The organism is Mesorhizobium sp. URHB0026, assembly GCF_054059755.1.
In genome coordinates this window covers 5,221,807-5,247,271 of the sequence record NZ_JBSSCN010000001.1, presented here as the reverse complement: position 1 = coordinate 5,247,271, position 25,465 = coordinate 5,221,807, and the positions used below count along the sequence as shown (strand labels likewise).

The following is a 25,465-nucleotide window of genomic DNA, read 5'->3' as shown; positions in this document are numbered from 1 at the left end:
GAGGATCGACTCGGGCGGAACCCCTTCCTGGCGATCCTCGAAGCGGAGACAATCCGCACGGCCGTGCTTTGCGTCTCGCATGCCTTTCGGCGGCGCAGTTGCCGTTCTGATGCCGATAGATCTTGTCGGTTAACCACCCAGCAATGGTTGCGTGCAAAGGTCCCCCCGAGGGATCATTGGGGTTCTTGCCTTGCTTACACCAAAAAGCGAAACGCTTCAGCGCGCCAACCAGGGCGGGATGATGTCCGAAGCGCGCAAGCGCGAGATCCTGGCCGACTTGCGGGAAGGCTTCTTTCGCATTTGTGCGCTCGCATGCGCGGGGCTGTTTGTGTACCGGGGCGTGTACCACTTCGTGCAGGACCCCACCCGGCTCAATATCGCTTTGGTGGCGGTTTCCGAGACGCTCAGCTTCACCTGGCTGCTGCTGTCGCGGCGGCCGGTGACGCGTGACTGGAGCCCGCTTGCGGTAGTCGCTTCGGTGACCGCCAGTTTTGGTGTCGCCTTCATCACCATGGAACGAGGCATCCCCATCATCCCCATCTATGTCGCCGCGCCGCTTCAATTCATGGCGCTTTGGTTCGTCATCTGGGGAAAGCTGTCGCTGGGTCGTTCCTTTGCCATCCTGCCCGCCAATCGCGGCGTGATGACCGGCGGTGCCTATCGCCTGGTGCGGCATCCGATCTATGCCGGTTACCTTACCGGCCATATCCTCTACCTGCTGTCGGCCTTTTCCTTCTACAATCTCGCCGTCTATGCGGTTGTCACCTATCTGCAGGTGTACCGCATTCTGCGCGAGGAGGCCTTGCTTGCCGCGGAGCCGGAGTACCGCTCTTATATGGAGCGCGTGCGCTATAGACTGTTTTACGGGATATTCTGAAGGCCAGACTGTCACGCGAGAGTGGCCAGTCCTGTTTGATCCAGGGTTAGCCAACAAGGATCCTTAGCGTCCAGTGGTCCGGAACTGCTCCGCAGGTGAGGTGCTGTATTTTGGCTGTCAGGTAGCAAGCAGCCTGGCAGCAAATCATCGGCCGTCCAGCAGCTAGGCTCGGCGCGTCGGTCGGCGGCAGCAATGGCGTCAACGCAGGAGCCGGCGCCAATATCGGTGGTTCGGGCGGCATCAACGCCGGGCTCGGTGCCAATGTTGGCGGAACCGGTGGCATCAATGCGGGGCTTGCCGGCAGTGTTGGCGGCGCCGGCGGCATTGGTGTCGGGGTGGGCATTGGCAACGGAACCAATCCCAGCAATCCGTCGAACCCGAGCAACCCATCCAATCCCAATCACCCCAACGTCCCGGGTATCGTGGCCCAGATGTCAAGCTCGCAGGTGACGCGCATGAAGAAGCGCTGCGACGATGTCCTCAGCAGCGAAGGGACCTATGACCGCGACTTGCGGCAACTCTGCCTGCTGATCGCACGCCGCTGAGGCTGAGGGAGGTTGCGGACCCAGCCGTAGGCCTGGCCGCACTCTCCTGGCCTCCGGCCGGTGGGGAAGCCCGTCGTCCAGGCGGGCTTTCTGCGTTGCGGGCTGTGAGTTCCGGAGCCGCGATAGTCCAGCGGAACGCCAGCCCCTCTAAAACGTTCATACCTTGCAACATCCGAAATGGCGCGATGTTGAACCAGCGCGAAAGCGCGCATTTCAGGAGCAGGGAAGGCCATGGGTCTCGGAACGATACTTATCATTATTCTAATCCTCGCGCTGCTCGGCGGCTTCAGCGGTCTCGGCGGTGGCCCGTTCTACGGAACCGGTTATTATGGCGGTGGCGGTCTCGGACTTGTGTTGATCATCGTCATCATCCTTGTCGTCCTGGGACGCATCTAGCCGGCTCCTCTTGTGTCGCCGGCGTCGCGGTCCCGTGAGCGAACCCGCGGCGGCGTGCACTGGAATGTGAGGGAAGCAGGCCGGCTTGTGATCATGCGCCCCGCAGGACGGCCGTATAGTTTCACGGTCCACACCCCCCGTGGAAACAAGAGGAGAGGGTCCCACCCCTTCATCCTCCTCCAAGGCCCGCCCCGGTTCCCGGAGCGGGCTTTCGTTCTTCTGCAAAGAGATTGCCTCGAAGTGCTCCGCCGGTGCCGGCGGCTTGCAGCGAAGCACCCGTCACCATTGGTCGTTGACAGAGCTCACGCACGAATATATTGAACAGGATTATACAGGTTCACTGAACAGGTACGCATATGAAGCGGCGCGCGGTTCAATTGTCTCCCGGCACGGCAAAGCCCGAGCAGATCGCGACCGTTCTGGAGCGTGAGATTCGTTCCGGCGTTCTTGGTTTCGGTGACAGGCTGCAAAGCGAAAACGAGCTCGTCCAGCGCTTCTCCGTCAGCCGCAACACCATCCGCAAAGGTCTCGAGGAACTCTCCAGCCGCGGCCTGATCACCACTAAGGTTGGCATCGGCTCTTTCGTCACCTTTGATGGCATGCCGGTCGATGATGCCGTCGGCTGGTCGCGGGCGCTGGCCAATGCGGGTGCCAATGCAGAGACCCGGACGTTGCGGCTGGAGGTCATAGAGGATGCCGAACTGGCGATCTTGCTGGATGTTGAAAGCCCGTTCTTCATCGCCGTCGACCGGGTGCGCACCAATGCCAGCGACGGTCATGCGATCTCGGTCGAACGCAGCCGCCTGCCGCTGTCACCCGAACTGGAGGACGTGCCACTGCGCGGCCTGCGCGAGGGTTCGCTGCACCAGACGCTACGCGGGGCGGGGCTGATACCAGACCATGGCGAGGAGTGGGTCGACATCGAGATGCTGAACGCAGATGACGCTGCCATCCTCGGCTGCCCGCAAGGCACGCCCTTCCTGCGCGGGCGTCGGCTGACGCGCGCGGCCGACGAGCGGCCGATCGAATATGTCACCAGTCTCCTCAATCCCGCGCATTTCGCGCTGCATATGAGGTTCTGAGCGATGCCGGACTACGAGTTTGAGATGGATCGCGCCATGGGCGCGCTTGTCGGCGGAGCGCTGGGCGACGCGCTCGGCATGCCGACGCAGCTTCTGTCACCGGCCCGCATCGCCGAACTCTACGGCCGTGTCGAGGATTTCATCGCCCCCTTCGCCGGTCATCCGGTATCGAAGGGGCTGCTGGCCGGCACCGTCACCGACGATACCGAACAGGCATTGCTGCTTGGCCGCATTCTCGTGGAATCGGGCGAGCGCTTCGACCATGCGCGCTGGGTGAACGCGCTGCTCGACTGGGAGCGTGAGGTCAAGGCGCGTGGCAGCTACGACCTCCTGGGGCCGTCGACCAAGCGCGCGATCGACGCCATCAACAACGGCGTGCCGGCGGAAGAGGCAGGGCGTAGCGGCGACACCAACGGCGCCGCCATGCGTATCGCGCCCGTCGGCATCATGATGCCGCCGGAGCCGCTGGACGCGTTCGTCTCCAAGGTGGCCGAGACCTGCAAGGCAACGCACAACACGTCGATCGCGATCGCCTCCGCCGCGGCGGTCGCAGCCGCCGTCAGCCGTGGCGTTGCCGGTGGTGATTGGTACGCGGCGTCCGACAGCGCGGTCGCGGCGGCGCAGCGAGGGGCAACACTTGGAAATTGGGTCACCGGCGGAGACATCGCCGCGCGCATCGTCTGGGCGCAGGCGCTGGTACGCGGCAAGGCGAAGAGGGACGCGATCCGGCTGATTACCGATCTGGTCGGCACCGGCGTCGCCAGTCAGGAATCGGTTCCAGCCGCGTTTGCCGTGCTGGAAGTCGCCGGCGGCGACCCATGGCAAGCGGCTGTCATAAGCGCCAATCTTGGCGGCGACACCGACACGATCGGCGCCATCGCCGCCGGCATGGCTGGCGCCTGTGCCGGCTTTTCGCGCCTGCCGCAGCATCGTGTCACGAGCCTCACGGGCATCGACATGGCGCAAGTACAGGCGCTGGCCGCCGATCTTGTCGCGGCGCGAATGTCGGGCGGTCGCGTCGGCAAGGCCGGTTCCGGCAAGGATGCGGCATGAGCGCGCGTCTCGTCCATGTCGGCAGCGCGGTGGTCGACTATGTCTACCGCATCGATGTCCTGCCAGCGCCCGGCACCGAGAAGACGGCGTCGGACTATGCGCAGGTCGCTGGCGGCGGCTTCAACATGATGGTTGCCGCGACCCGTACTGGTATGAAGGTGGTGTTTGGCGGCCAGCTCGGCAGCGGTCCGAATGGCGACTTCCTGCGCGCCGCCTTCGCCGCCGAGGGCATCCAGACGCTGACGCTGCCTTCGCCTCTGATGGACAGCGGCAATTGCGTCGCCATGATATCGAGCGACGCCGAACGCACCTTCGTCTCGTGGCCAGGAGCGGAGAGCGTTCTCAGCCTCAACCTGATGGCGCCGGTGGTGATCGGGCCGCATGACTGGGTGTTCACGTCAGGCTACACGCTCAGTTATCCTGGCAGCCACGATGCGCTGACCGGTTGGATCGAGGCGCTGCCGGCGGACATTCCCTTCGTCTTCGATCCGACGCCGGTCGTAGCGGACATTCCACGTGCCATTCTCGACCGTGTGCTTGCCCGCACGACTTGGCTGAGCTGCAACACGACAGAGGCGGCCGAGATTGCCGGCCAGGGCGATGTCGAGGCGCTCGCGGCGCGACTTCTTGCCGAGCATTGCCCGCAGGCTGCCGGTGTCGTCATCCGCTCCGCCGCCAAGGGCTGCCATGTCGGGCTGGCCGACGGTTCGGCGCAAACCATCGCCGGTTTCAAGGTTGCCGCGATCGATACCAATGGCGCTGGGGACACGCACATCGGCGCCTTCGTCAGCGCGTTGGCGCGTGGCGTGCCTCCCTTCGAGGCGGCGGCCTATGCCAACGCGGCGGCCGCCATTTCGGTGACTCGCCACGGCGGCTCATCGGCACCGACCGACGCGGAAATCCAGACTTTCCTGAGCCAGGCCGTTTCTACCGGCGTGCCAGGCCAGACACAGAAGGCCCATCAGACAGCCTGACAAGCCCGGGAAGCGGGCAAACACAGAGAGGAACGAACCATGCGCATGCCTGACTTGACTGCTCTCTTGACGGCGACCGCCGTCTTCACCTCCGCACTCGCTTTTGCCGCCAAGGCCGACGAGGTGCATGTGCTCAACTGGAAAGGCTATGGCGCTGACGAGCCGTGGGCCATTGCCGCTTTCGAGAAGGCGACCGGCAACAAGGTCGTCAACGACTTCTTCAATTCCGAACAGGAAATGCTGACCAAGATCCGGACCAATCCCGGCCTCTATGACGTCGTCATGATCAATGCCGCCTTCAACGATCAGGCAATGGCCGAGAAGCTGATCCAGCCAATCGATACCTCCAAGCTGCCGAACTATGCCGACATCAGCAAGGACAAGGCGGGATCGCCGATGCTCGACCATGACGGCAAGGTCTATGGCGTGCCGTGGGTGTGGGGCTTGACGGCGCTCGCCATCAACGAAAAATCCTTCGACAAGCCGCCGACATCGATCGCCGAAATGTGGGACCCCGCGCACAAGGGCCGTGTCGTCATCCGCGACGACGCCGTCGAGGCGGTGCAATTCGGCGCCATCGCCACCGGCCAGAACATCAACGACATCAAGGATATGGATGCGGTCAAGACGAAGCTCACCTCGCTAATGCCGCAGATCAAGACCTTCTGGAGCTCGGAGAACGACTGGAACCAGATGGTCGCCTCCAACCAGATCGACATAGGCACCTATTGGAGCGGCTCGGCCGACCGCGCCAAGACGCATTTCAAGCTGCCGGTTTCGCTGGTCATTCCGCAGGAGGGCGCCGTCGCCTGGCTCGACGCCTTCTCCATTCCGGCCGGCTCGAAGAATGTTGCCGGTGCCGAGGCCTTCATCAACTACATGATCGATCCGAAATTCTATGTCGAGTGGGTCACCAAGGTCGGCGCGCCGGTCTCAGCCAACATCAAGGCGGTGGAAGCGCTTCCCGAGGATGCCTTCAACCGCAAGGTCATGGGCGATCCCGCGGTGGCCAAGCGTATCCAGTTCCAGGCGCCGATCACCGACGCGCAGCGCGAAGCCTATCTGGCACTTTGGCAACAGCTCAAGGTCGATGTGAAGTAGAGACACGCGTCAAGACCAGCCGGCGGTTCGCGCCGGCTGGTCCTCAATCCTGGGGAGGTGGGGTAGCATGGCGGCACAGGGCGCGGTCGCGGCGCGCGGCGGGCTGAGATCGGCTTTGCCGCTTTTGGCGCCGGCCTATCTCTGGCTGACGGTGGCGATCTTCCTGCCGCTCTCGGCCATGGTCTTTTTCTCCTTCATGACCGACCTGCCGCTGACGGCAAAGCCGTGGGCGTTCACGCTGGGCAATTACGCCGCCTTCTTCTCCCAGAGCCTCTATCTGACGCTGCTGCTGGCTTCGCTCCGCCTCGGCCTCGAAGTGACGTTGTGGTGCGTCGTCATCGGCTATCCTGCCGCCTACGTGTTGGCCAAGGTGCTGAAGGGCCGCAGCCGCGAGGCGATCTTCCTGCTGGTTATCCTGCCGTTCTGGTCGAACGGGCTGGTGCGCATCTTCTCCTGGGCGATGGTGCTGCGCGAGGGCGGCATTCTCGACACGGCCCTCAACGCCGTGCTGCCGTTCAAGATCAACATCGATCTGATGTACTCCTATCCGGCTGTCATCATCGGGCTGGTGCACTCCTACGTGCCCTATATGGTGCTGACCTGCTACCTCACGCTGCAGGCCATCGACGACTCGCTGATCGAAGCCGGGCGCTCGCTCGGCGCCTCGCGGCTGCAGGTATTGAAGCGGGTCATCATCCCGCTGTCGCTGCCGGGTTTGGTGGCGGGCGCGGCGCTCATCTTCGTGCCGGTGGTCGGTTCGTTCATGGAGCCACGCATTCTCGGCGGGCGCACCGGCACGTTTTATGGCACTGTCATCGAGGACCAGTTCGTCGCTGTCTTCAACTGGCCGCTAGGCGCGGCACTGTCTTTCATCCTGCTGGCCGTCGTGCTGGTCATCCTGGCGCTGGCGGCACCGGTGCTGCGGAGGGCCGCGTGATGATGACGACGCGCATTCTCGAATGGCTCGGCCGGATTTACATCGGGTTGCTGCTCGCCTTCCTCTATCTGCCGATCATCATCATGGCGCTGATGTCGTTCAACGTCTCGCCCTTCTACCAGCTGCCGTTCGAGTGGACGACCGAGTGGTACGCGTCGCTGTGGCAGAACGACCAATTGATCGCGGCCACCTGGAACAGTCTCGAGATCGCCGTCATCACCACCATCATCAGCTTGGTGCTCGGCTCGGCGGCTTCACTGGCGCTTTACCGTTATGAATTCCGCGGCAAGAAACTGCTGCAGGCGCTGCTGTTCCCGCCGATCGCCATTCCGTGGCTCATCACCGGTACGGCGATGCTGATCTTCTTCTTCGGCGTCGGCATCGGGCGCGGCCTGTTCGCCATCCTGCTAGGTCATGTCGCGCTGGCGCTGCCCTACGTCATCGTCGTTGTCTCGGCGCGGCTGCAGACCTTCGCGCCGGAGCTGGAAGAGGCGGCGCGCTCGCTCGGCGCCAACCAGTGGCAAGTAACGATGCGCGTCACGCTGCCCTGGATCATGCCGGGTGTCATTGCCGGCGGGCTCTTCGCTTTCGCCGTCTCGTTCGATCAGTTTGTCGTGTCTTATTTCCTGGCGACGCCGGGCCAGACGACGCTGCCGGTCGAAATCTACGCCGCGATCCGCAAGGGCTTTACGCCCGAAATCAACGCGGTCTCGACGATCATCATTGTCGTGTCGATGGCGCTGATGCTGCTCACGGCGCGTTTCTTCAAATTCGGCGGAGAGAAATAATGGCCGGCGTCAAGGTATCGAACGTCTCGCGCAGCTTCGGCGCGCCCACAAGGCGCTGGACGACGTGTCCATCGATTTCGCCGATGGCGGTTTTTACGCGCTGCTCGGTCCATCGGGCAGCGGCAAGACCACGCTGCTGAGGCAGATCGCCGGCTTCGACTTTCCCGATTCGGGCAGCATCGCCATCGGCGGCGAGAGCGTCGAGCGGGTGCCGGTCGAAAAACGGCGCATCGGTATGGTGTTCCAGAACTACGCGCTGTTTCCAAATATGAGCGTTGCCGACAATGTCGCCTTCGGCCTGTCGGTGCGCGGCGAGGCGAAGGTGGTGATCGCCACGGAAGTGCAGCGCGCGCTGGACCTCGTGCAACTTGGTAAGCTCGGCGCTCGCCGTCCGCACCAGCTCTCCGGCGGCCAGCGCCAGCGCGTCGCGCTCGCCCGCGCAATCGTCACCAAGCCGCGCGTGCTTTTGCTGGACGAGCCGCTCGGCGCGCTCGACAAGGCACTGCGCGTCGACATGCAGATCGAATTGAAGCGCATCCAGCGCGAGATCGGCATCACCACCATCTTCGTCACCCACGACCAGGAAGAAGCGCTGACGATGAGCGACCGCATCGGCATATTGCGTGATGGCAGGCTGGTGCAGGAAGGCCCGCCGGAAGAGATCTACGACCGGCCGAAGAGCGAATTCGCCGCCACCTTTCTTGGCGACGCTAACATCTTTCGCGGCGATGCCACCGGCAGCGGCATCCGCCTGCCGGACGGCACGGCGATTGCCGCCGGCGTCGGCGACAGGCTTGCCGCCGGCGCCAAGGCGAGCTGCGCCGTGCGGCCGGAACGCATCCGGATTGCCACCGATGCCGGAGCCGCGGACGGCGATGCGAACACGCTCAAGGGTCAGGTTTCCAAGCGCATCTTCGCCGGCAACAACAGCACGTATTTTGTCGAGCGCGCCGGTCAGACGCTGAAGGTCATCGTCCAGAATACTGGCGCCGACAGGCTGGTGGAAGGTCAGGATGTCGAGCTGCGCTGGTCGCCGGAGAGCACAGTGCTGATTGCGGCGGCGGGCTGATCCTCGTTTCGGCTCTTGCCAGACCGCTGACAATGAGGAACGCATAGCCGGGCGCAAGGTAAGCCCGGAGCATCTTGATGACCTTTGACCTGACGGCCCGCGACCGATCCATGCTCGACGGCGAGGAGGGGCCGTCCGCTGCCGCCGCTATGAAGATACTGCTAGCCTTTTCCAACGCGATTGGCGCCGGTGGCCTGCTTGATGTCACCGGCGCCCATATCGACGGCTGCCTCTATCACGGCAAGGCAGGGCTCGATTTCGTCGAACGGCTGGTCGAGGGAAGCGGACGTGTCCGGGTGCCGACGACGCTCAATGTCGGCTCGTTCGACCTCATCCATCCCGGCATGGTCAAGATGCCCGCGGCTGAAGAAATGCCGGCGCGGCGGTTGATGAAGGCGCATCTGGAGCTTGGCTGCCAGGCGACCTTCACCTGTGCACCCTATCAGACGCGGTTTCGGCCTGAATTCGGCCAGCAGATCGCCTGGGGCGAATCCAATGCCATCGTTTTCGCCAATTCGGTGATCGGTGCGCGCACCAACCGCTACGGCGATTTCATCGATCTGTGCTGTGCCATGACCGGGCGCGCACCGGCCTGGGGCCTGCATCTCAGCGAGAACCGGCGCGGCCGCATCCTGTTCGAGCTGGATGTTGCCGACGGGGAGCCGAGCGACAGCCTGTTCGTCGGCGTCGGGCTGATCATCGGGCAAGCGAGCGGCGATCTCGTTCCGGTCATATCGGGCCTGCCGCAGCCACGCGACGAGGACCAGCTGAAGGCGCTTGGCGCGGCAGCAGCGACGACGGGCGCGGTGGCGCTGTTCCACGCGGTTGGCATCACGCCGGAGGCGGGAACGCTCGACGAGGCGTTCCGTGGTCAAGCGCCGGAAGAGACGATCCGCATCAGCCGTGCCGATGTCGATCAAGCGCTGGCCAGGCTGTCGCGCGTGCCTGACGGGACGCCGCTGGCGGCGGTGTCGCTGGGCACTCCGCATTTCTCGCATGCGGAATGGATGCGCCTGCTGCCGTTGCTGCGCGCGGTCGCGCCGGGCAGGGGCATCCCGATCTATGTCAATACGGGTCGCGCGACGCTGACGCGATTGCAGGAGGAGGGCGCGCTTGATGGCACGCAGGCGTTCGGCCTGATCCCCGTCGCCGACACCTGTACCTATGTCACTACCATTCTGGAGCGGCTCGACGGCGTGGTGATGACCAATTCCGGCAAATGGGCGCACTATGCTCCGGGCAATATTGGCGTGACGGTGGCCTTCGCCGAGATGCGCGATTGCATCCGTTCAGCGGCGGTCGGGCATGTCGTGCGGGGCGCAGCATGAGCGAAGCGGTGGAGACAGAAATCATCGCTCGATCCGGCACATTCCAATTGGCCGGTGCCGCCGAGGGAGAGGCGCTGGTGTTTTCGCAATCGCTCAGTTTCTGGGGCGGCATCGATTCCGAGACGGGAGATATCATCGATCACTCACATCCTGGCCTCGGTAAGAATGTCGCCGGCAAGATACTCATCATGCCGAGCGGGCGAGGGTCCTCGTCTTCTTCCTCTGTCTTGGCCGAGGCAATCCGCAGGGGCACCGCGCCCACCGCCATTCTTCTGGAACGGCCGGACCCGATCCTTGCCGTTGGCGCCATCGTCGCCGAGTTCCTCTACGGGATCAGCATGCCCCTGGTGGTCTGCGAGATTGGGCGCATTGCTTCCGGCGAGCGGATTGCGATCGATGTTGGTGGTGCCGTCGGGGCGATTGTCCGCAAGGTTAAGAAATGAGCACGCGCTGATAGGTGAGCGCGCCTCGAGGACGCGCCAACCTACCGGCCGATCAGGCGTGTCATTACCAGATGATTCAACGGACACGCCTAAATCCTTGTTTTTGTGCGTGCCGAGCCAAGTGCTGCGCGCGCCTCAAATCTCCGGGATGTTCTCCTTGAAGATCACCTGCAGCCTCGGCTGGTGCAATTCATAGGGGAGGCCCCGGACGGCGTGGGTCAGGATGTTGAGCGCCTCGCGGGCTTCGACGCGCGGGTTCTGGTCGATGACGGCGTCGAGCGTGCCGTCGAGCAGCAGTTCCTTGGTGCCGTCCGTCGCCTCGTGGCCGAGGAAAACCATGGATTGCGCACGGCCGCGTTCCTTCAGCGCGCGCGCGATGCCGGTGTTACCGGCGCCGACATTGTAGATCGCGGCAAGGTCGGGGTGGCGTTCCAGAAGGGCTGACGCCTCCGAATAGGCCTTTTCGCGGTCGTCGAGCATTTCGCGCATCTCGACGATCTCCAGATTGGGCGATTCCTCGGTCAATATGTGCCGGAAGCCCATCTCGCGTTCCTCGTGGCCGCGATAGGACAGCGAGCCTGCAAACAGCGCCACCTTGCCGGGGCTGCCTGAGCCCATGAAACGGTTGAGCAGATACCCGGCCAGCCGCCCAGCGGCGCGGTTGTCGATGCCGATATAGGCAACCCTTGGCACATGCAGGATGTCGGAGGCGATGGTCACCACCTTGACGTCGTTGGCCGATAGCGAGCGGATCGCCTCGCGCACCGTCGGATGGTCGAGCGCGATGACACCAACGCCTTGCGTCTGGCCGCGCAAATCCTGCAGCAGGCGGGCGAGCCGGTCGGGATTGAAGCCCTCTATGGTGGCGATATGGACGTCGAGATCGGGGCGCGCCAGGGCTTGTGCCTCGATGTGGCGGTGCAACATCTTGATAAAGGAATTGGTGCCGGCCGGCAGCGCGAAGTCGAGCCGGATGACCTCGCCGGGCACGGGCCTGGGCCGCGCACCGTTCGGACCTTCGGCGATGTAGCCGAGCCGCTGCGCCATGTCGAGCACGATCTCGCGCGTGCGCGCCCGCACGCCGGGGCGATTGTTGAGCACGCGGTCGACTGTAGCCGCGGAGACGCCGGCTTCCCGGGCTATGTCGGTCAGGGTGGAACGCACCGTCTCATCTCCTCAATGCATCAGGGATGACGCAGTGCCGGCTGGCGACCTGCTGGCGCCAACGCCCCGCTATCCGCGATTCTGATGGGAAATGATGTATCCGGCCTTGGCCGATGCGCAAGCCGCGAGGCTAAATCAACTTGTCCGGCGCGATCGTGTCGGAAAGGGAGATCACATTTCCCGTCAAATCGGCGCATGTGAAGCGGTCTATGAACCTTGGCACGACGCATTTCCTCGCCTCTATGCGTTGTTGTGATGTGTTTTGATTATTAATGATGTTGACAGCGTTCCTATCCTGCCGTCAATATCCCTCATGGGGCTCGTGGAGGAAACATTGAGCCTGAGGGAGGAATTCCAATGTCTGATCTGATCCGCATCTCGCGACGCCGGTTGCTGGCGTCCGGAGGAAAGGCGGCGGTGTTCGTGGCCGCTGCAGGTATCGCTCCGCAATTCATTCGTCCCGGCCGCGCCTTCGCGGCCGATGCGCTCGCGCCTGGCATGATCGGCGGCCCGACGGGCTTCGATGGAGCCGAACGTTATCAATACGGTCCCGACACACCGGAGGGCCGCGCGGTCGAGGGCGCCAAGGCTTTGAAGGGCGCCGGCAAGGCGCCGGCCAAGATCGTGCTTGGCCTATCGGACGGCTCGATCGGCCAGCTCACCCAGCCTTTTCCGGCCGGCGCGCCGTCGATCAAGGAGCTGTGGGAAAAGGAAACAGGGATCCCGATCGAGATCGTCGGTCTGCCGAACGGCCAGGAATTCACCAAAACCATGCAGGACATCTCCACCAAGGGTGGGGCCTACGACATCTATTCGACCGAGTGGAATCGCCTTGGCGATCTCGCCGAGACCGGCGGTATCGCCAAGCTCGACGACTTCGTCGCCCAGTACAAACCCGAATGGGACGATCCCAAGACGGGCTATGTCGACGGCGCCAAGGGCGTATCGCTGCTCAACAAATATCGCGGCTCTAACTATGGCGTGTCGTTGGACGGCGACTTCCAGACCTGGGTCTACCGTACCGACCTGTTCGGTGACGAAGCCGAGAAGAAGGCGTTCAAGGACAAATACGGCTACGATTTGGCGCCCCCGAAAACCTGGAAGCAACACGGCGATATCGCCGCCTTCTTCCAGCGTCCGGACAAGGGCCTGTTCGGCTCCACCGACCTGCGCAACCAGGGCTGGGGCTACACCAACTGGTATCAGCGCTATGTATCGATGGCCTCGCCCAACCAGTTCCTGTTCGGCGACGACGGCAAGCCGCTGATCAATTCCGAGCACGGCATTGCCGCCACAAACGAATATGTCGGATCGCTGGTCCATCATTCGCCGGACGCGATCTCGTGGGGCTGGCCGGAGCAGTACGGCAATTTCGCCAAGGGCGGCGCGGCGATGACCTGTGCGTTCTCCAACCTGCCGAAATTCCTCGACAATGCCGGCAACAAGGATTCCAAGGTCACCGGCAAGATCGGCACGATGCTGCCGCCCGGCCGCGAGATCGACGGCAAACTGATCAGCCGCTCGGTGTTGTGGTTCTCACTGACCGGCATGGTCTCGTCGCAGTCGAAAAACCAGGAGGTCGCCTATCTCCTGCTGCAGTGGCTAGGCTCGGCTCGTATCTACGCCTGGATGAGCGCCAACCCCGGCGGCTATCTCGATCCGTTCCGGCTTTCGGATTTTTCCGATCCGCTGGTGCGCCAGACCTATCACGCCTACCACATGGACGTGGTGCGCGAGACGGTCGCCCGCACGGTGCCGACCATCAACTATCCCGGCGCCACCGCCTTCCACAACGCGCTGGACGAAAACCTGATGGCCTCGCTGACCAAGGCCAAGACATCGGAGCAGGCGATGGCCGACACGGAAGCCGAGTGGAAGAAGATCGCCCGGCGCATTGGCGAGGACAAATTTCTCGAAGCCATCAGGACCAACAAGGAGGCATGGCCGACGGTTCTTGATCCGATCAGCTGATCCATCTCCCTGGATCAAAGCCGGAGGGGAGGATCATCTGCTCTTCCCCTCCGTAACCGACGCCACCAGCAAAAGCAGCCAGATGAAGCGTTCCGTCCCCTTCGAGATATTCCGCTACGCCGCGATCCTCGCGGCGATGGCTATTACGCTGGTGCCGATCCTGTGGATGGTGTCGATGGCCTTCAAGCCGATCGCCGAATGGTCGGCGACGGGTGCGGACCTGACATGGTGGCCGAAGAACCCGACGCTCAGCAACTTCCGCTTCGTGTTCGGCGAATCCACCAACAGCCTGATCGTGGCGCTCGACCGCACCGCGCTGAAGCCGATCCTGTCGTCGCTTCTGTCGGCGGTGTTCGGCACCGCGATCGCCATGTCGGCCGGCACAGCCGCCGCCTATGGCCTGTCGCGCTTCGGCTCCGGCCAGAACCTGCCGCTGGCGCTGATCCAGCTCAGGCTGTTTCCGCCGATGGCGGTCATGATCCCTGTGATGATCATGTGGGCCTTCCTCAACTTCACCGACAGCTGGTGGGGGCTGGCGCTGATCTACGGCATCGTCACGCTGCCGTTTGCCTTCTGGCTGATGAAGACCTTCTTCGACGACATGCCGCGCGAGATCGAGGAAGCCGCCTTGGTCGAGGGTTGCTCGCGGCTGCGCGTCTTCACCCGCATCACCTTGCCTATGATGCGCGCGCCGCTGGCAAGTGCTGCCCTCTTCGTCTTCATCCTCAACTGGTCGGACTATCTGATCGCGCTGCTGCTCACGACACGCGAATGGGTGACGATCCCCGTCTACATGGCCTCGCTGTCGTCCTCGATGACCGGGCAGCTCTATGGCGCCAAGGCAGCGCTCGGGCTCATTGCCGCCGTGCCGCCGGTCATCATGGGCATCGCCATCCAGCGCCATCTGGTGCGCGGGCTCACCTTTGGGGCGCTCAAGCAATGAGCGCTGTGGTTGCGACGACTTCGGAGGGTGAGATGGACGCGGCCCGCGCAAAGCCGGCGCTGCGCGACGAAGGCACGCGGCTTGGCTTTCGCCTGACCTTGCCGGCGCAAATCCTGGTGCTGTTCATCTCGGCCTTTCCGCTCTTGATGCAGCTCTACATAAGCGTCACCGACTGGTCGCCACTCTCGGGCCTCGGCTGGTGGAATGCCTGGGAGATGTGGAACAGTTTCGCCAACTACACCGACCTTGCCGCCGACGCGCGCTTCTGGAGTGCGCTGAAGCGCACGGTTATCGTCATGGTCGTCTGCGTGCCGGCCGAATTCTTGTTAGGCTTGGCGCTGGCGACGCTGTTCGCCGACGACTTTCCCGGCAAGCGCATCTTCTATTCGGTCCTGCTGATGCCTATGATGGTGGTGCCGGCGGTGGCCGGCTACATGTTCTTCATGCTGTTCCAGTCGGGCGGCCCGGTGAACGACATTCTGTCGGCAATCACGGGCACGCAAGTCACCATTGCCTGGCTTTCGGACCCGACGCTGGCGCTGATCGCGGTGATGATCGCCGACATCTGGCAATGGACGCCGTTGATGTTCCTGATCCTGCTCGCCGGCCTGGTCGGTGTGCCGGAGGATCAGATCAAGGCGGCAACGCTGCTCGGCGCCAATCCCTGGCAGCGCTTTACCACCATCGTGCTGCCGAAGATGAAGACGATCATCATCATCGCGCTGGCGATAAGGGTGATCGAAAACTTCAAGATCTTCGACACGCTGTACATCATGACCGGCGGCGGCCCCGGCGTCGCCACCGAGACGATCTCCGTCTATATCTACAAGGTCACCACGCAGGATCTGATCTGGGGCTATGTGGCGGCTATCGCGCTGGCCATTCTGGTCGTGCTCTCCATCGTCGCCGTGTTCGCCATGAAGCGTATGGCACGGGCAAGGCAGGTGGCGGAATGAGCACGATCCAGCTCAAGCACCTCACCAAGACATTCGGCGACTTCACGGCGCTGAAGACCATGGACCTCGATATCGCCGATGGCGAGTTCATGGCTTTGCTCGGGCCTTCAGGCTGCGGCAAGTCGACGACGATGAACATGATTGCCGGAATGGAAGAGCCGACCAGCGGCAAGATCCTGTTTGGCGAGCGCGACATGGCCGGTGTGCCGATGGGCCGGCGTGGCGTTGGCTTCGTGTTCCAGAACTACGCGATCTTCACCCATATGACGGTGCGCCAGAACCTAGCCTACGGGCCAAGGATGCGTGGCGCCGCCACGGCCGAGATCGATCGTCGCGTCGGCACGATCGCCGAGCTGCTGCAACTGACGCCGCTGCTCGACCGCAAGGCCGACCGGCTGTCGGTCAACATCCTGCAGCGCGTGGCGATCGGCCGCTCGGCAATCATGGAGCCGGCGATCTTCCTCCTCGACGAGCCGCTATCCAATGTCGACGCGGCCTTCCGCGCGGTGATGCGCACCGAGCTGAAACAGCTGCAGCGCCAATTCAAGCAGACCATGGTCTACGTCACGCACGACCAGCTCGAAGCCATGACCATGTCCGACCGTATCGCCGTCATGGATCACGGCGTGCTGCAGCAAGTGGGCACGCCGCTCGAGGTATACAACAATCCGGCCAATGTCTTCGTTGCCCGCTTTATCGGCGCGCCGGGCATGAACCTGCTCAAGGGCCGACCTGCGGAGAGTGACCGGGGTCTGGTCGTCGATCTCGGGGCGCTTGGCATTACGCCGCCATTGCCGGATGAGCTGGCCGCCAGCGTGCGCGGTACTCGCGGCGAGGTGCTCTACGGCTTTCGGCCGGAACAGGTGGCCCTGGCGGAGAATGGACGCGGGCTGGCCGTGCCGGTCACTTTCGTCGAGCGCATCGGCGCGCGCACCATCGTTCACCTCGGCAAGGGCGACGGCGCCGTGAAAGCGGTGTTCGACAATGATGTCGGACTGTCGATAGGGCAAACCGCGGTCGTCGCACCCGCAGCGTCGTCAGTGCGGGTCTTCGACGCCGTTAGCGGCCTTGCGATGAGGGAGGGTTGAGCCATGGCCGACATCGTCTTCCGCAATGTCACGAAACGCTACGGCACGACGCTTGCCGTCGACGACGCCTCCTTCGCCGTCAACGACAACGAGTTCTTCTGCTTCTTCGGGCCGCCGCTGTCGGGCAAGTCGACGATCCTGCGCCTGGTGCTCGGGCTGGAGGCGCCGGATGCCGGCGAAATCCTCATCGGCGGCAAGCCGGTCAATACGGTGTCGCCGGCCGAGCGCAACGTCGCCATGGTGTTCCAGAACCTGGCACTGTTCCCGCATATGAGCGCGCTCGACAATGTGCGCTTCCCCCTGGTCGAACGCGGGGTCGCCGAGCTCCAGATCAAAAAGCGGGTCGCCGATGTCGCGGCCAAGCTGCATATCGGCCATATACTGCACAAGCCACCGGCACAGCTTTCAGGCGGCGAGCGGCAGCGCGTGGCGATCGCGCGTGCGCTGGTGCGCGACCCCAATGCCTATCTGATGGACGATCCGATCTCGGCACTCGATGCGCGGTTGCGCGAGGAAACGCGGGTCGAGCTGAAGCGCATCCAGCGCGAGCTCGGCAAGACGCTGATCTATGTCACGCACGACCAGGAAGAGGCGATGTCCATCGCCGATCGCATCGCCATCCTGGAAAGCGGAAAGATCCGGCAGATCGGCGCGCCGGCCGAGATCTATGATCGCCCGGCCAGCACCTACGTGGCGCGGCTGCTGGGTTCGCCTGTCATGAACATCCTCAAATCCGTTCAAGGCGAGAGCGGCATCGAAGCCGCCGAAGGCGCGATCAGCATCGCCGATCGGACGGCTCCGGCCGATGCTGTCGAGATCGGGCTGAGGCCGGAGGACATCAAGGTCAGACCCTGGAGCGACACCGAGAAGACGAGCCCCCGCCCGGTGCGGGTGTTCGAGGTCGAGCCGCTTGGCGGCTATACCGTGGTGACGCTCGCCGCCGGGCAAGCGCGGCTGAAGGCTTTGCTGCGCGGCCAGCCTGACATCAGGCCCGACGCGATGGTGGCGATATCCTGCGAGCCGACGCGCGTGCATTATTTCGGACAGGGCGGAGGCGCGTTGGCAAGATGAATGCGGCCGCAAGGACAGGATTTCGGGAGGAAGGCATGACAGGCAAGGGCTTCGAGTCGGATGTGAAGGTCCGCACGAAGGAATATCGGATCGGCTGCGTCGGCGCCGGCATGATCATGGCCGAGTGCCATCTGGCCGCCTACAAGGAGGTCGGCTTTCCAGTCGTGGCGATCGCCTCGCGGACCAAGGCGAATGCGCAAAAGGTCGCCGACCGTTGGGGCATCCCGACTGTCCACGACACCCCGGAACAGCTGATCGAGGATGCAAATGTCGAGATCATCGACCTCGCGTTTCCGCCGGACCAGCAGCCGGCGCTGATCCGCCATGCGCTGAAGCAGAACCACATCAAGGGGATCCTGGCGCAAAAGCCCTTGGCGCTGTCGGTCGAGGAAGCCGTCAAGTTGCGCGACGAAGCGGCGAAGGCCGGCAAGATCCTCTCGGTCAACCAGAACATGCGCTACGACCAGTCGATGCGCGTGTTGAAGCAGATCATCGACAGCGGCGCGCTCGGCGACATCGTCTTCGCGCAGATCGACATGCACGCCATTCCGCACTGGCAGACCTTCCTTCAGGGCTACGACCGGCTGACGCTCGCCAATATGAGCGTGCATCACCTTGACGTGCTGCGCTTCCTGTTTGGCGATCCCGATGAGATCACGACGCTGACGCGCAAGGATCCGCGCACGACATTCGACCATTCCGACGGCATCACTGTCTCGACCCTGCGTTTCCCCACGGGTGTGCTTGCCGTTTCGCTGGAGGATGTGTGGTCCGGTCCGCGCCAGGACGGCTACAAGGACGATCAGCACATCAACTGGCGCGTCGACGGCACCAAGGGCGTCGCCAAGGGCACGATCGGCTGGCCGACCGGTGCTGCTTCGACGCTGACTTATGCTTCGGCCGAAACGACCGGCGGCGAGTGGGTAACTCCAAGCTGGGAGACGATGTGGTTCCCGCATGCCTTCATCGGCGTCATGGAGCAGCTGCAGCATGCCGTGAAGACCGGTACGCCGCCGGCGCTCACCGTCGCCGATAACGTCAAGACCATGGCGCTGGTCGAAGCGGGCTACCGTTCGATGGCATCGGGCCGCACGGTCAAGCTTTCTGAAATCTCCACAAACGCAACTAACTGAAAATCGCGGACAATTGAATCGCTTACAGGGAGGAATTCAAGATCATGATGCAGGCAGGTATTTTCACGGGCTATTTCCCATACGGCCTCGAAGAGACGGCGAAGAAGATCCGCGGCCTTGGTTTCAACACGGTGCAGCTGGACCTGCATTTCAGGGACGTTGATCTCTCGGCCGGCCAGATCACCAAGGACAAGGCCAGGAAGGTGCGCGACGTCTTCCGCGACCACAACCTGCCGGTCTGCTGCGTGTCGGGCTACACCAACATCATCCATCCCGACAAGGCCGAGCGCGACAAGCGCGTCGGTTATCTCAAGGAGATCATCCGCAACGCGCGCGATTTCGGCAGCCCTTACGTGATCTCGGAGACCGGCACTTACAACACCGAATCCGACTGGGTGCATCACCCCAAGAACAAGACCGAGGAAGGTTTTGAGGAATGCCGCAAGGTCATCGCCGATCTTGCCCAGACGGCCTACGACCATGGCGCGGTCTTTCTGCTCGAAACCTATGTCAACAACGTCGTCGGCTCGGTCGAGGAAACGGTGAGGATGTTCGCGCAGGTCGACCATCCAGGCCTGGGCCTGCTGATGGACCCGACCAATTATTTCGAGACGCACAACATCGACCGGATGGATCAGATCCTGAACCAGGTGTTCGACACGCTGACCGATAAGATCAGGATAGCGCATGCCAAGGACGTCAAGCGCTCGGGCGAGGACAAGTCGGAGAAGCACGCCGACATCGGCGATGCCGACGCGATGGAAAGCCATACGTTCCGCGGGGTTGGCGAAATCGAACTGCCGGCGCCGGGCCTCGGTTCGCTGAACTACGACCTCTATCTCCAGCGGCTGGCCGAAAAGCATCCGAATATCCCGGTGATCATCGAGCATCTGTCGGAAGACGACGTGCCGCGCGCCAAGACATTCCTCGACGGGAAATTCCGCGCCAACGGCCTGTGACGGCTAGCCGCGCCACCGGTGCACGGCAGCGCGGCTTCAAACAAGGGAGGAAAGAAATGTTGAAATTCGTATCGAAATTGGCGGCCGCCGCGACAGTGCTCGCCGGCGTCGCCCTTGGCACGGCGGCGCAGGCGCAGGACGGCCAGAAGACCTTCTATCTTTTGTCGCATGGCGGTCCGTCGGATGCGTTCTGGATCGACTGGAACGCCGGCGCGACCAAGGCCTGCGACCAGCTCAAGGTAACGTGCAAGATTTCCTTCAGCGGCGGCGACATGGCGGCGCAGAAGGAGGCCTTCAACTCGGCGCTTGCCGCAAAGCCCGACGGTATCGCCACCACGTCGGCACAGCCGGGCCTGTGGACGGAGGAGGTGAAAGCAGCCAAGGCGGCTGGCATCCCGATCGTGTTCTTCAACACCGACGATCCGGCGACAGGGCGGCAGGCCTATGTCGGCGCGGACCTGAAAGAAGCGGGTGTCATCTGGGCCAAATATCTGGTCGACCACAAGATTGTGAAGCAGGGCGACAAGGTTTTCCTGCCGGTCGAGGTTCCTGGCGCCAGTTACCAGCAGCTCGAGACCGAGGGCATCGCCAGCGTTTTCGATCCGTTGGGGATCAAATATGACGTGGTCGATTGCGGCACCGATCCGGCGGGCATCATCGCCAAGATGACCGACTACATGGTCGCCAACAATCCGCCGGCGATCATCGCGCTCGGCGATTCCGTGGCCGCCAGCGTCAAGCGCGTCTTCGACGGCGCCGGCGTGCCGGCGGGCAAGGTCCCGGTCGTCGGCTGGGGCAATTCCAAGGAGACGGCGCAAGCTGTCAAGGACGGCTTCGTCAATGCCGCCGCCTGGCAATATCCCTCCGCGCAAGGCTTCATGCCGGTGGCGCTGCTCGGGCTTGCCGCGTCGGGCGAGCCGATCGGCTACGACATCCACACTTTCGGTCTCTACGACGCCTCCAGCGTCGACCCGATCCTGAAGCTCTACGACAAGAAATGAGAAAAACAGCGCCCGCCGGAAAAGCGGCGGGCGTCTTTTCAAGCATGGTTCAAGCAGTCATGACAATTGCCGCAGAAGACGAAGCGCCGGGGGTGAAAGGCAGATCGCGCCTGCTGCGCTCGCCGCAATTCTCCTCCTTCGTCATCCTCCTCATTTTGCTCGCGGTATTCGCCGTCGCCGACGCCAATTTCCTGTCGCCGCTCAACATCTCCAACATGATGGCCTTCCTGCCCGAGCTCGGCATCATCGCGCTCGGCATGACGCTGCTTTTGACGGCAGGCGAATTCGATCTTTCCGTCGGCGCGGTGTTTGGGCTGGCGCCAGTGGTGGTGATGCTGCTGGTGCAAAATGGCGGGGTGGATATAGGTGTCGCGCTTCTGGCCGGGCTGCTGCTGTGCATCGTGATCGGCGCGATCAACGGGCTGATCGTCACCAAGATCGGCATCTCCTCCTTCTTGGTGACGCTGTCGATGTTGCTCGTCGTGCGCGGGGCAGCGCTCTACATCACGCAAGGCTTTCCGCTGAAATCCTGGGACCAGCCGGGCTTCTTCGTGACGCTGCTCGCCGGCAGCTTCAACATCGGCTCGTTCCGCTTCTACACCTCGCTGTGGTGGTTCATCGGCCTCTCGCTGTTTGCCATCTACATCCTGCGTTACGCCAAGCTCGGCAACTGGATCAGTGCCATCGGCTCCAATCGCAACGCGGCGGTGGCGCGCGGCGTGCCGGCCGATACGGTCAAGATCTGGCTGTTCATCGCGACTTCGGTGCTGGCTGGCCTTGCTGGCATGATCAGTGCCTTCCGCATCTCGGCCGCCTCACCGGTGGCCGGCACCGGCTACGAGCTGGAAGTGATCGCCATGGTGGTGGTTGGCGGCACGGCGCTGACCGGCGGACGCGGCACCATCCTCGGCACCATCGTCGGCGCGCTGATGCTGCGCGCCATCCGCAACGGCATCGTACTGATCGGCGTGCCGGGGCTCGCCTACAACATCTTTGTCGGCCTCATCATCCTCGCCATGCTCATCCTGCACGCTTTGCTGCAGAAGAACGCCGCAAGAGGCTGACAATGATGCAAGAAGTACTTCGGCTGCAAAACCTGCAAAAGTCCTTCGGCAGCGTGCGCGCGCTGAAGAACGCCTCGCTGACACTGCGGGAAGGCGAGGTGGTGGCGCTGCTGGGCGACAATGGCGCCGGAAAATCGACGCTGATCAAGGCGATCTCGGGTGTTTTCCCGGTCGATCGTGGCGACATCTTTGTACGCGGCGAAAAGGTTTCGATCCGCTCGACCCGGGATGCGATGGACCTCGGCATCGAGACCATCCATCAGGATACCTCACTGGCGCCCGATCTCAGCATCGCGCGCAATCTTTTCCTCGGCCGCGAGCCGGTCAATTTCGGCTGGCTCGGCGTGTTCGCGCCGCTCGACCTTGCCAAACTGCGCAAAGCCGCTTCCGAACTGCTCAAGCGTGTCGGCATCTCGAAGAAGCTCGACGCCGATGCGCTGGTCTCGACGCTGTCGGGCGGCGAACGCCAGTCGATCGCCATTTCACGCGCCATGCAGTTCGCCGCCAAGGTGATCATCCTCGACGAGCCGACCAACAATCTCGGCGTCGAGGAAACCCACGGTGTGCTGCGCTTCGTCAAGGAGGTGCGCGACGCCGGTCATTCGGTGCTGCTCATCACCCACAACATCCACCACGTGTTCCAGGTCGCCGACCGCATCGTCGTCATGCGGCGCGGTGAGATCGTCGCCGAACAGACGGTCGCCGACACCGACCTCCTGACCGTGGAAAGCATCATCACCGGCGCCGACATGTCGGCCTTGCTCAAGGAGGCGAGGGCAAAGTGAAGGGCGTCGCATGGTAGAGCTTTACGGCAAGACGCTGTCGCGTCGGCAAGTGGCCGAGCGGTCAGGCCAGCTGTCGCAATTCGCCGGCGTGCGGCTGATGACGCTTGGCGACGGCGTCGAGCGTGGCATCCGCATGCTGGAGTTCCGGACCGGCTCGGGCCTGCGCTTCACCGCGCTGGTCGACCGGGCGCTCGACATTGCCGATTGCGACTTCAAGGGCCAGGCGATCGGCTGGCATTCGCCGAGCGGCTTTCGCCATCCTGGCCTGCACGATTATGAGGGGGAAGGGGGGCTCGCCTGGGCGCGGTCCTTCTCGGGTCTGCTGGTCACCTGCGGGCTCGACCATATTCTGGGGCGGGAAGAAGTGCCGGCCGAGAGCTACAACTATCCGGGCAAGAAGACGGTGCTTCATTCGCTGCATGGTCGTGTCGGTACCATCCCGGCGCGGCTGACCGGCTATGGCGAGCGCTGGGAAGGCGACCGCTGCGTGCTGTGGGCCGAAGGCGTTGTCCAGCAATCGGCGGTGTTTGGCGAGGATCTGCATCTCACTCGCCGCATCGAAGCCGATGTCGGCGGTAACGAGATCCGGCTTTCGGACCATGTCGTCAACCACGGCTTCAACCGCACGCCGCATATGTATTTCTACCACATTAATATCAGCCATCCCTTGCTCGATCAGGGCTCGCGCTATCTGGCGCCGATCCGGGACGTGGTGTGGGCCGGCCATGCGGGCGAGCGCTATGAGACGCAGAAGGTCGGCTATCGCACCGTGCCGGAACCGCAAATGCAATTCAGCGAGCAGGTCTGGCAGCACGAAATGGGCGCCGACGGGAAGGGCGAGGTGCCGGTGGCGGTGGTCAACGACCGGCTCGGCCTCGGCTTCGAAGTGGTGACGCGCAAGGACCAACTGCCTTGCGCCTATCAATGGCAGAATTTCCAGGCCGGGCAGTATGCGCTTGGCATAGAGCCATCGACCCACCATGTGCTCGGCGATCTCGCTGCCCGCGAGCGCGGTGAGATGATCTGGCTGGAGCATGGCGAAAGCCGGGCCTATGAAGCGGTGTTCCGCGTCCTCGACGGCAAGGAGCAAATCGCTGGCGCCGAAGCCAGGATCGCGGCTATCGCCCGACAGCCCGAGCAGGATTATCCTCAGCCTTCTCAAAATTTTCCAAGACTGGCCGGCAGGACATGAGCGCGACATCTATTCAAAGCAAGCCCGCCGGCCGGCGGACCGGATTGCCAGCGCTGCGCGAAGGTTGGAGGCCAATTTGACGACGATGGCGAAAAAGCGCGACTACAGCCTGGTCGGCGAAAGCACCAGAACGGCGATCGAGACCGGGCTTGCCTCGGCCGAATGGTACCACACCGACGTGCCGCGCAAGGCGATGAAGGAACTGATGCAGCGTTCCGACGGGCCAGCGATCCGCGACACCGTCATCTGGATTGTCGCGATCCTGGGCTCGGCCGCGGGTATCGTCTGGTTCTGGGGTTCGTGGTGGGTGGTGCCGTTCCTGTTCGTCTATGGCGTGCTCTACGGCTCGTCGAGCGACTCGCGCTGGCATGAATGCGGCCATGGCACGGCTTTTCGCACGCGCTGGATGAATGATGTCGTCTACCACATCGCTTCGTTCATGCTGATGCGCAATCCCGTGCAATGGCGTTGGAGCCATGCCCGCCACCACACCGACACCATCATTGTCGGCCGCGACGCCGAGATCGCCGTCATGCGTCCGCCGGACCTGTTGAAGGCGGCGCTCGCCTTTACCGGCATTCTCGACTTTCGCTATTCGCTGCCGACGCTGGTGCGGCAGGCATTCGGCACACTATCCGACGAAGAGAAGAGCTATATCCCCGAGATGGAACAGCATAAGGCCGTGGTCGCGGCCCGCTGGCATGTCGCGATCTATGTCGCGACGATCGCCCTCGCGATCGCGCTGAGGTCATGGATACCGCTGGTGCTGATCGGCCTGCCGCGCCTCTACGGCACCTGGCACATGGTCACGACCGGCCTGCTGCAGCACGTAGGGCTCGCCGACAATGTCGTCGACCATCGGCTGAACACGCGCACCGTCTACATGAACCCGATCAGCCGGTTCATCTACTGGAACATGAATTACCATGTGGAGCACCACATGTTCCCGATGGTGCCCTATCACGCGTTGCCCAGGCTGCATGAACTGATCAAGCACGATCTGCCGAAGCCCAATCCGTCGATGTGGCATGCCTACCGCGAGGTCTGGCCGGTCCTGCTCAGGCAGCTGAAATACGAGGATCATTACCTCAAGCGCGAACTGCCGCCCACGGCCAGGCCCTATCGCGGTGAGTTCCATGAGGTCGATATGTCGGCGGCGGCCGAGTAGAGATCGCGAATGTCCGCAGGAGATAGAGATGGCCGATTGGGTTGAAGCGTGCGCGGTGGACGAGGTCGAGGAAGAGGATGTCATCCGCTTCGACCATGGTGGGCGGACCTTCGCGATCTATCGCTCGCCGGATGACGAGTTCTTCGCCACCGATGGCTTTTGCACGCATGAGAAGGCGCATCTGGCCGACGGGCTTGTCATGGACGACATCATCGAGTGTCCCAAGCACAATGGCCGCTTCAACTACAAGACCGGCCAGGCCAAGGGTGCGCCGGTCTGCGTCAATCTCGCGACCTATCCGGTGAAGATCGAAGCTGGAAAGGTGATGATCCAGATCTGAAGCGCTGCATGATCAACCGATCCGGCATCGCGACGGC

The 25,465-nt window shown here is 63.1% G+C and carries 24 protein-coding genes and 1 pseudogene; 24 read left to right on the top strand and 1 reads right to left on the bottom strand.

Annotation, left to right across the window (positions count from 1 at the left end):
* Positions 1 to 190 precede the first annotated feature (190 nt).
* The 11 genes and pseudogenes from ACVWWD_RS25740 (at position 191) to ACVWWD_RS25690 (ending at position 10,593) form a co-directional block, all read left to right on the top strand.
* Positions 191 to 877, top strand: coding sequence for a methyltransferase family protein (locus ACVWWD_RS25740; RefSeq protein WP_352550432.1), 687 nt, complete (start codon positions 191 to 193; stop codon positions 875 to 877).
* 776 nt (positions 878 to 1,653) lie between these two features.
* A complete protein-coding gene (locus ACVWWD_RS25735; protein ID WP_023769518.1) occupies positions 1,654 to 1,818 on the top strand; it encodes a DUF3309 family protein in 165 nt (54 codons plus the stop codon).
* Between the two features lie 356 nt (positions 1,819 to 2,174).
* The gene (locus ACVWWD_RS25730) at positions 2,175 to 2,900 is read left to right on the top strand and encodes a GntR family transcriptional regulator (RefSeq protein WP_457103487.1); all 726 of its coding nucleotides are present in this window, start codon (positions 2,175 to 2,177) and stop codon (positions 2,898 to 2,900) included.
* 3 nt (positions 2,901 to 2,903) lie between these two features.
* Positions 2,904 to 3,953, top strand: coding sequence for an ADP-ribosylglycohydrolase family protein (locus ACVWWD_RS25725; RefSeq protein WP_023782798.1), 1,050 nt, complete (start codon positions 2,904 to 2,906; stop codon positions 3,951 to 3,953).
* The gene (locus tag ACVWWD_RS25720; protein ID WP_352550431.1) at positions 3,950 to 4,927 is read left to right on the top strand and encodes a PfkB family carbohydrate kinase; all 978 of its coding nucleotides are present in this window, start codon (positions 3,950 to 3,952) and stop codon (positions 4,925 to 4,927) included. The genes ACVWWD_RS25725 and ACVWWD_RS25720 overlap by 4 nt, the downstream gene beginning before the upstream one ends.
* A 39-nt stretch (positions 4,928 to 4,966) precedes the next feature.
* Positions 4,967 to 6,028, top strand: coding sequence for an ABC transporter substrate-binding protein (locus ACVWWD_RS25715; protein WP_023782796.1), 1,062 nt, complete (start codon positions 4,967 to 4,969; stop codon positions 6,026 to 6,028).
* Positions 6,029 to 6,095: 67 nt separating this feature from the next.
* Positions 6,096 to 6,965: an ABC transporter permease gene (locus tag ACVWWD_RS25710; RefSeq protein ID WP_023769523.1), complete on the top strand. Its 870-nt coding sequence runs from the start codon at positions 6,096 to 6,098 to the stop codon at positions 6,963 to 6,965.
* Positions 6,965 to 7,753 carry an ABC transporter permease gene (locus ACVWWD_RS25705; protein ID WP_352550440.1) on the top strand — a complete coding sequence of 263 codons (789 nt, stop codon included), beginning with the start codon at positions 6,965 to 6,967 and terminating at the stop codon, positions 7,751 to 7,753. Before ACVWWD_RS25710 ends, ACVWWD_RS25705 begins: the two co-directional genes overlap by 1 nt.
* Positions 7,753 to 8,822 (top strand): annotated as a pseudogene (locus ACVWWD_RS25700) (ABC transporter ATP-binding protein). Before ACVWWD_RS25705 ends, ACVWWD_RS25700 begins: the two are co-directional and overlap by 1 nt.
* 77 nt (positions 8,823 to 8,899) lie before the next feature.
* Complete coding sequence (locus tag ACVWWD_RS25695; protein ID WP_352550429.1) at positions 8,900 to 10,150, top strand: aconitase X; 1,251 nt, start codon at positions 8,900 to 8,902, stop codon at positions 10,148 to 10,150.
* A complete protein-coding gene (locus ACVWWD_RS25690; RefSeq protein ID WP_023769527.1) occupies positions 10,147 to 10,593 on the top strand; it encodes an aconitase X swivel domain-containing protein in 447 nt (148 codons plus the stop codon). Before ACVWWD_RS25695 ends, ACVWWD_RS25690 begins: the two co-directional genes overlap by 4 nt.
* Before the next feature lie 135 nt (positions 10,594 to 10,728).
* Here ACVWWD_RS25690 and ACVWWD_RS25685 read toward each other — a convergent pair whose 3' ends face one another.
* Positions 10,729 to 11,757, bottom strand: a complete 1,029-nt coding sequence (locus tag ACVWWD_RS25685) for a LacI family DNA-binding transcriptional regulator (protein WP_023769528.1) — start codon at positions 11,755 to 11,757, stop codon at positions 10,729 to 10,731.
* A gap of 357 nt (positions 11,758 to 12,114) precedes the next feature.
* On the opposite strand from ACVWWD_RS25685, the gene ACVWWD_RS25680 reads away from it, so the two are divergent.
* The 13 genes from ACVWWD_RS25680 (at position 12,115) to ACVWWD_RS25620 (ending at position 25,428) form a co-directional block, all read left to right on the top strand.
* Entirely contained in the window at positions 12,115 to 13,728 is a 1,614-nt protein-coding gene (locus tag ACVWWD_RS25680) for an extracellular solute-binding protein (RefSeq protein ID WP_352563809.1), read from the top strand.
* An 82-nt stretch (positions 13,729 to 13,810) separates the two neighbouring features.
* The gene (locus ACVWWD_RS25675) at positions 13,811 to 14,671 is read left to right on the top strand and encodes a carbohydrate ABC transporter permease (protein ID WP_352550427.1); all 861 of its coding nucleotides are present in this window, start codon (positions 13,811 to 13,813) and stop codon (positions 14,669 to 14,671) included.
* Positions 14,668 to 15,627 (top strand): carbohydrate ABC transporter permease, encoded by a 960-nt coding sequence (locus tag ACVWWD_RS25670; RefSeq protein WP_352550426.1) that lies wholly within the window; start codon positions 14,668 to 14,670, stop codon positions 15,625 to 15,627. The genes ACVWWD_RS25675 and ACVWWD_RS25670 overlap by 4 nt, the downstream gene beginning before the upstream one ends.
* Positions 15,624 to 16,715, top strand: a complete 1,092-nt coding sequence (locus ACVWWD_RS25665; RefSeq protein WP_457103486.1) for an ABC transporter ATP-binding protein — start codon at positions 15,624 to 15,626, stop codon at positions 16,713 to 16,715. The genes ACVWWD_RS25670 and ACVWWD_RS25665 overlap by 4 nt, the downstream gene beginning before the upstream one ends.
* Positions 16,716 to 16,718: 3 nt before the next feature.
* A complete protein-coding gene (locus ACVWWD_RS25660) occupies positions 16,719 to 17,786 on the top strand; it encodes an ABC transporter ATP-binding protein (RefSeq protein WP_352550424.1) in 1,068 nt (355 codons plus the stop codon).
* Positions 17,787 to 17,821: 35 nt separating this feature from the next.
* The gene (locus tag ACVWWD_RS25655) at positions 17,822 to 18,919 is read left to right on the top strand and encodes a Gfo/Idh/MocA family protein (protein WP_352550423.1); all 1,098 of its coding nucleotides are present in this window, start codon (positions 17,822 to 17,824) and stop codon (positions 18,917 to 18,919) included.
* Between the two features lie 44 nt (positions 18,920 to 18,963).
* Positions 18,964 to 19,878, top strand: coding sequence for a sugar phosphate isomerase/epimerase family protein (locus ACVWWD_RS25650; protein WP_023792423.1), 915 nt, complete (start codon positions 18,964 to 18,966; stop codon positions 19,876 to 19,878).
* 56 nt (positions 19,879 to 19,934) lie between these two features.
* Complete coding sequence (locus ACVWWD_RS25645) at positions 19,935 to 20,879, top strand: sugar ABC transporter substrate-binding protein (RefSeq protein ID WP_457103485.1); 945 nt, start codon at positions 19,935 to 19,937, stop codon at positions 20,877 to 20,879.
* Positions 20,880 to 20,923: 44 nt separating this feature from the next.
* On the top strand, positions 20,924 to 21,943 hold the full coding sequence (locus tag ACVWWD_RS25640) for an ABC transporter permease (RefSeq protein WP_352550421.1): 1,020 nt from the start codon (positions 20,924 to 20,926) through the stop codon (positions 21,941 to 21,943).
* A 2-nt stretch (positions 21,944 to 21,945) separates the two neighbouring features.
* Entirely contained in the window at positions 21,946 to 22,728 is a 783-nt protein-coding gene (locus ACVWWD_RS25635; RefSeq protein ID WP_352550420.1) for an ATP-binding cassette domain-containing protein, read from the top strand.
* A 10-nt stretch (positions 22,729 to 22,738) separates the two neighbouring features.
* Complete coding sequence (locus ACVWWD_RS25630) at positions 22,739 to 23,920, top strand: aldose 1-epimerase family protein (RefSeq protein WP_023782782.1); 1,182 nt, start codon at positions 22,739 to 22,741, stop codon at positions 23,918 to 23,920.
* An 85-nt stretch (positions 23,921 to 24,005) separates the two neighbouring features.
* On the top strand, positions 24,006 to 25,088 hold the full coding sequence (locus tag ACVWWD_RS25625) for a fatty acid desaturase family protein (protein WP_352550439.1): 1,083 nt from the start codon (positions 24,006 to 24,008) through the stop codon (positions 25,086 to 25,088).
* A 28-nt stretch (positions 25,089 to 25,116) separates the two neighbouring features.
* Positions 25,117 to 25,428 (top strand): MocE family 2Fe-2S type ferredoxin, encoded by a 312-nt coding sequence (locus ACVWWD_RS25620; RefSeq protein ID WP_352550419.1) that lies wholly within the window; start codon positions 25,117 to 25,119, stop codon positions 25,426 to 25,428.
* The last annotated feature ends 37 nt before the right edge of the window (positions 25,429 to 25,465 follow it).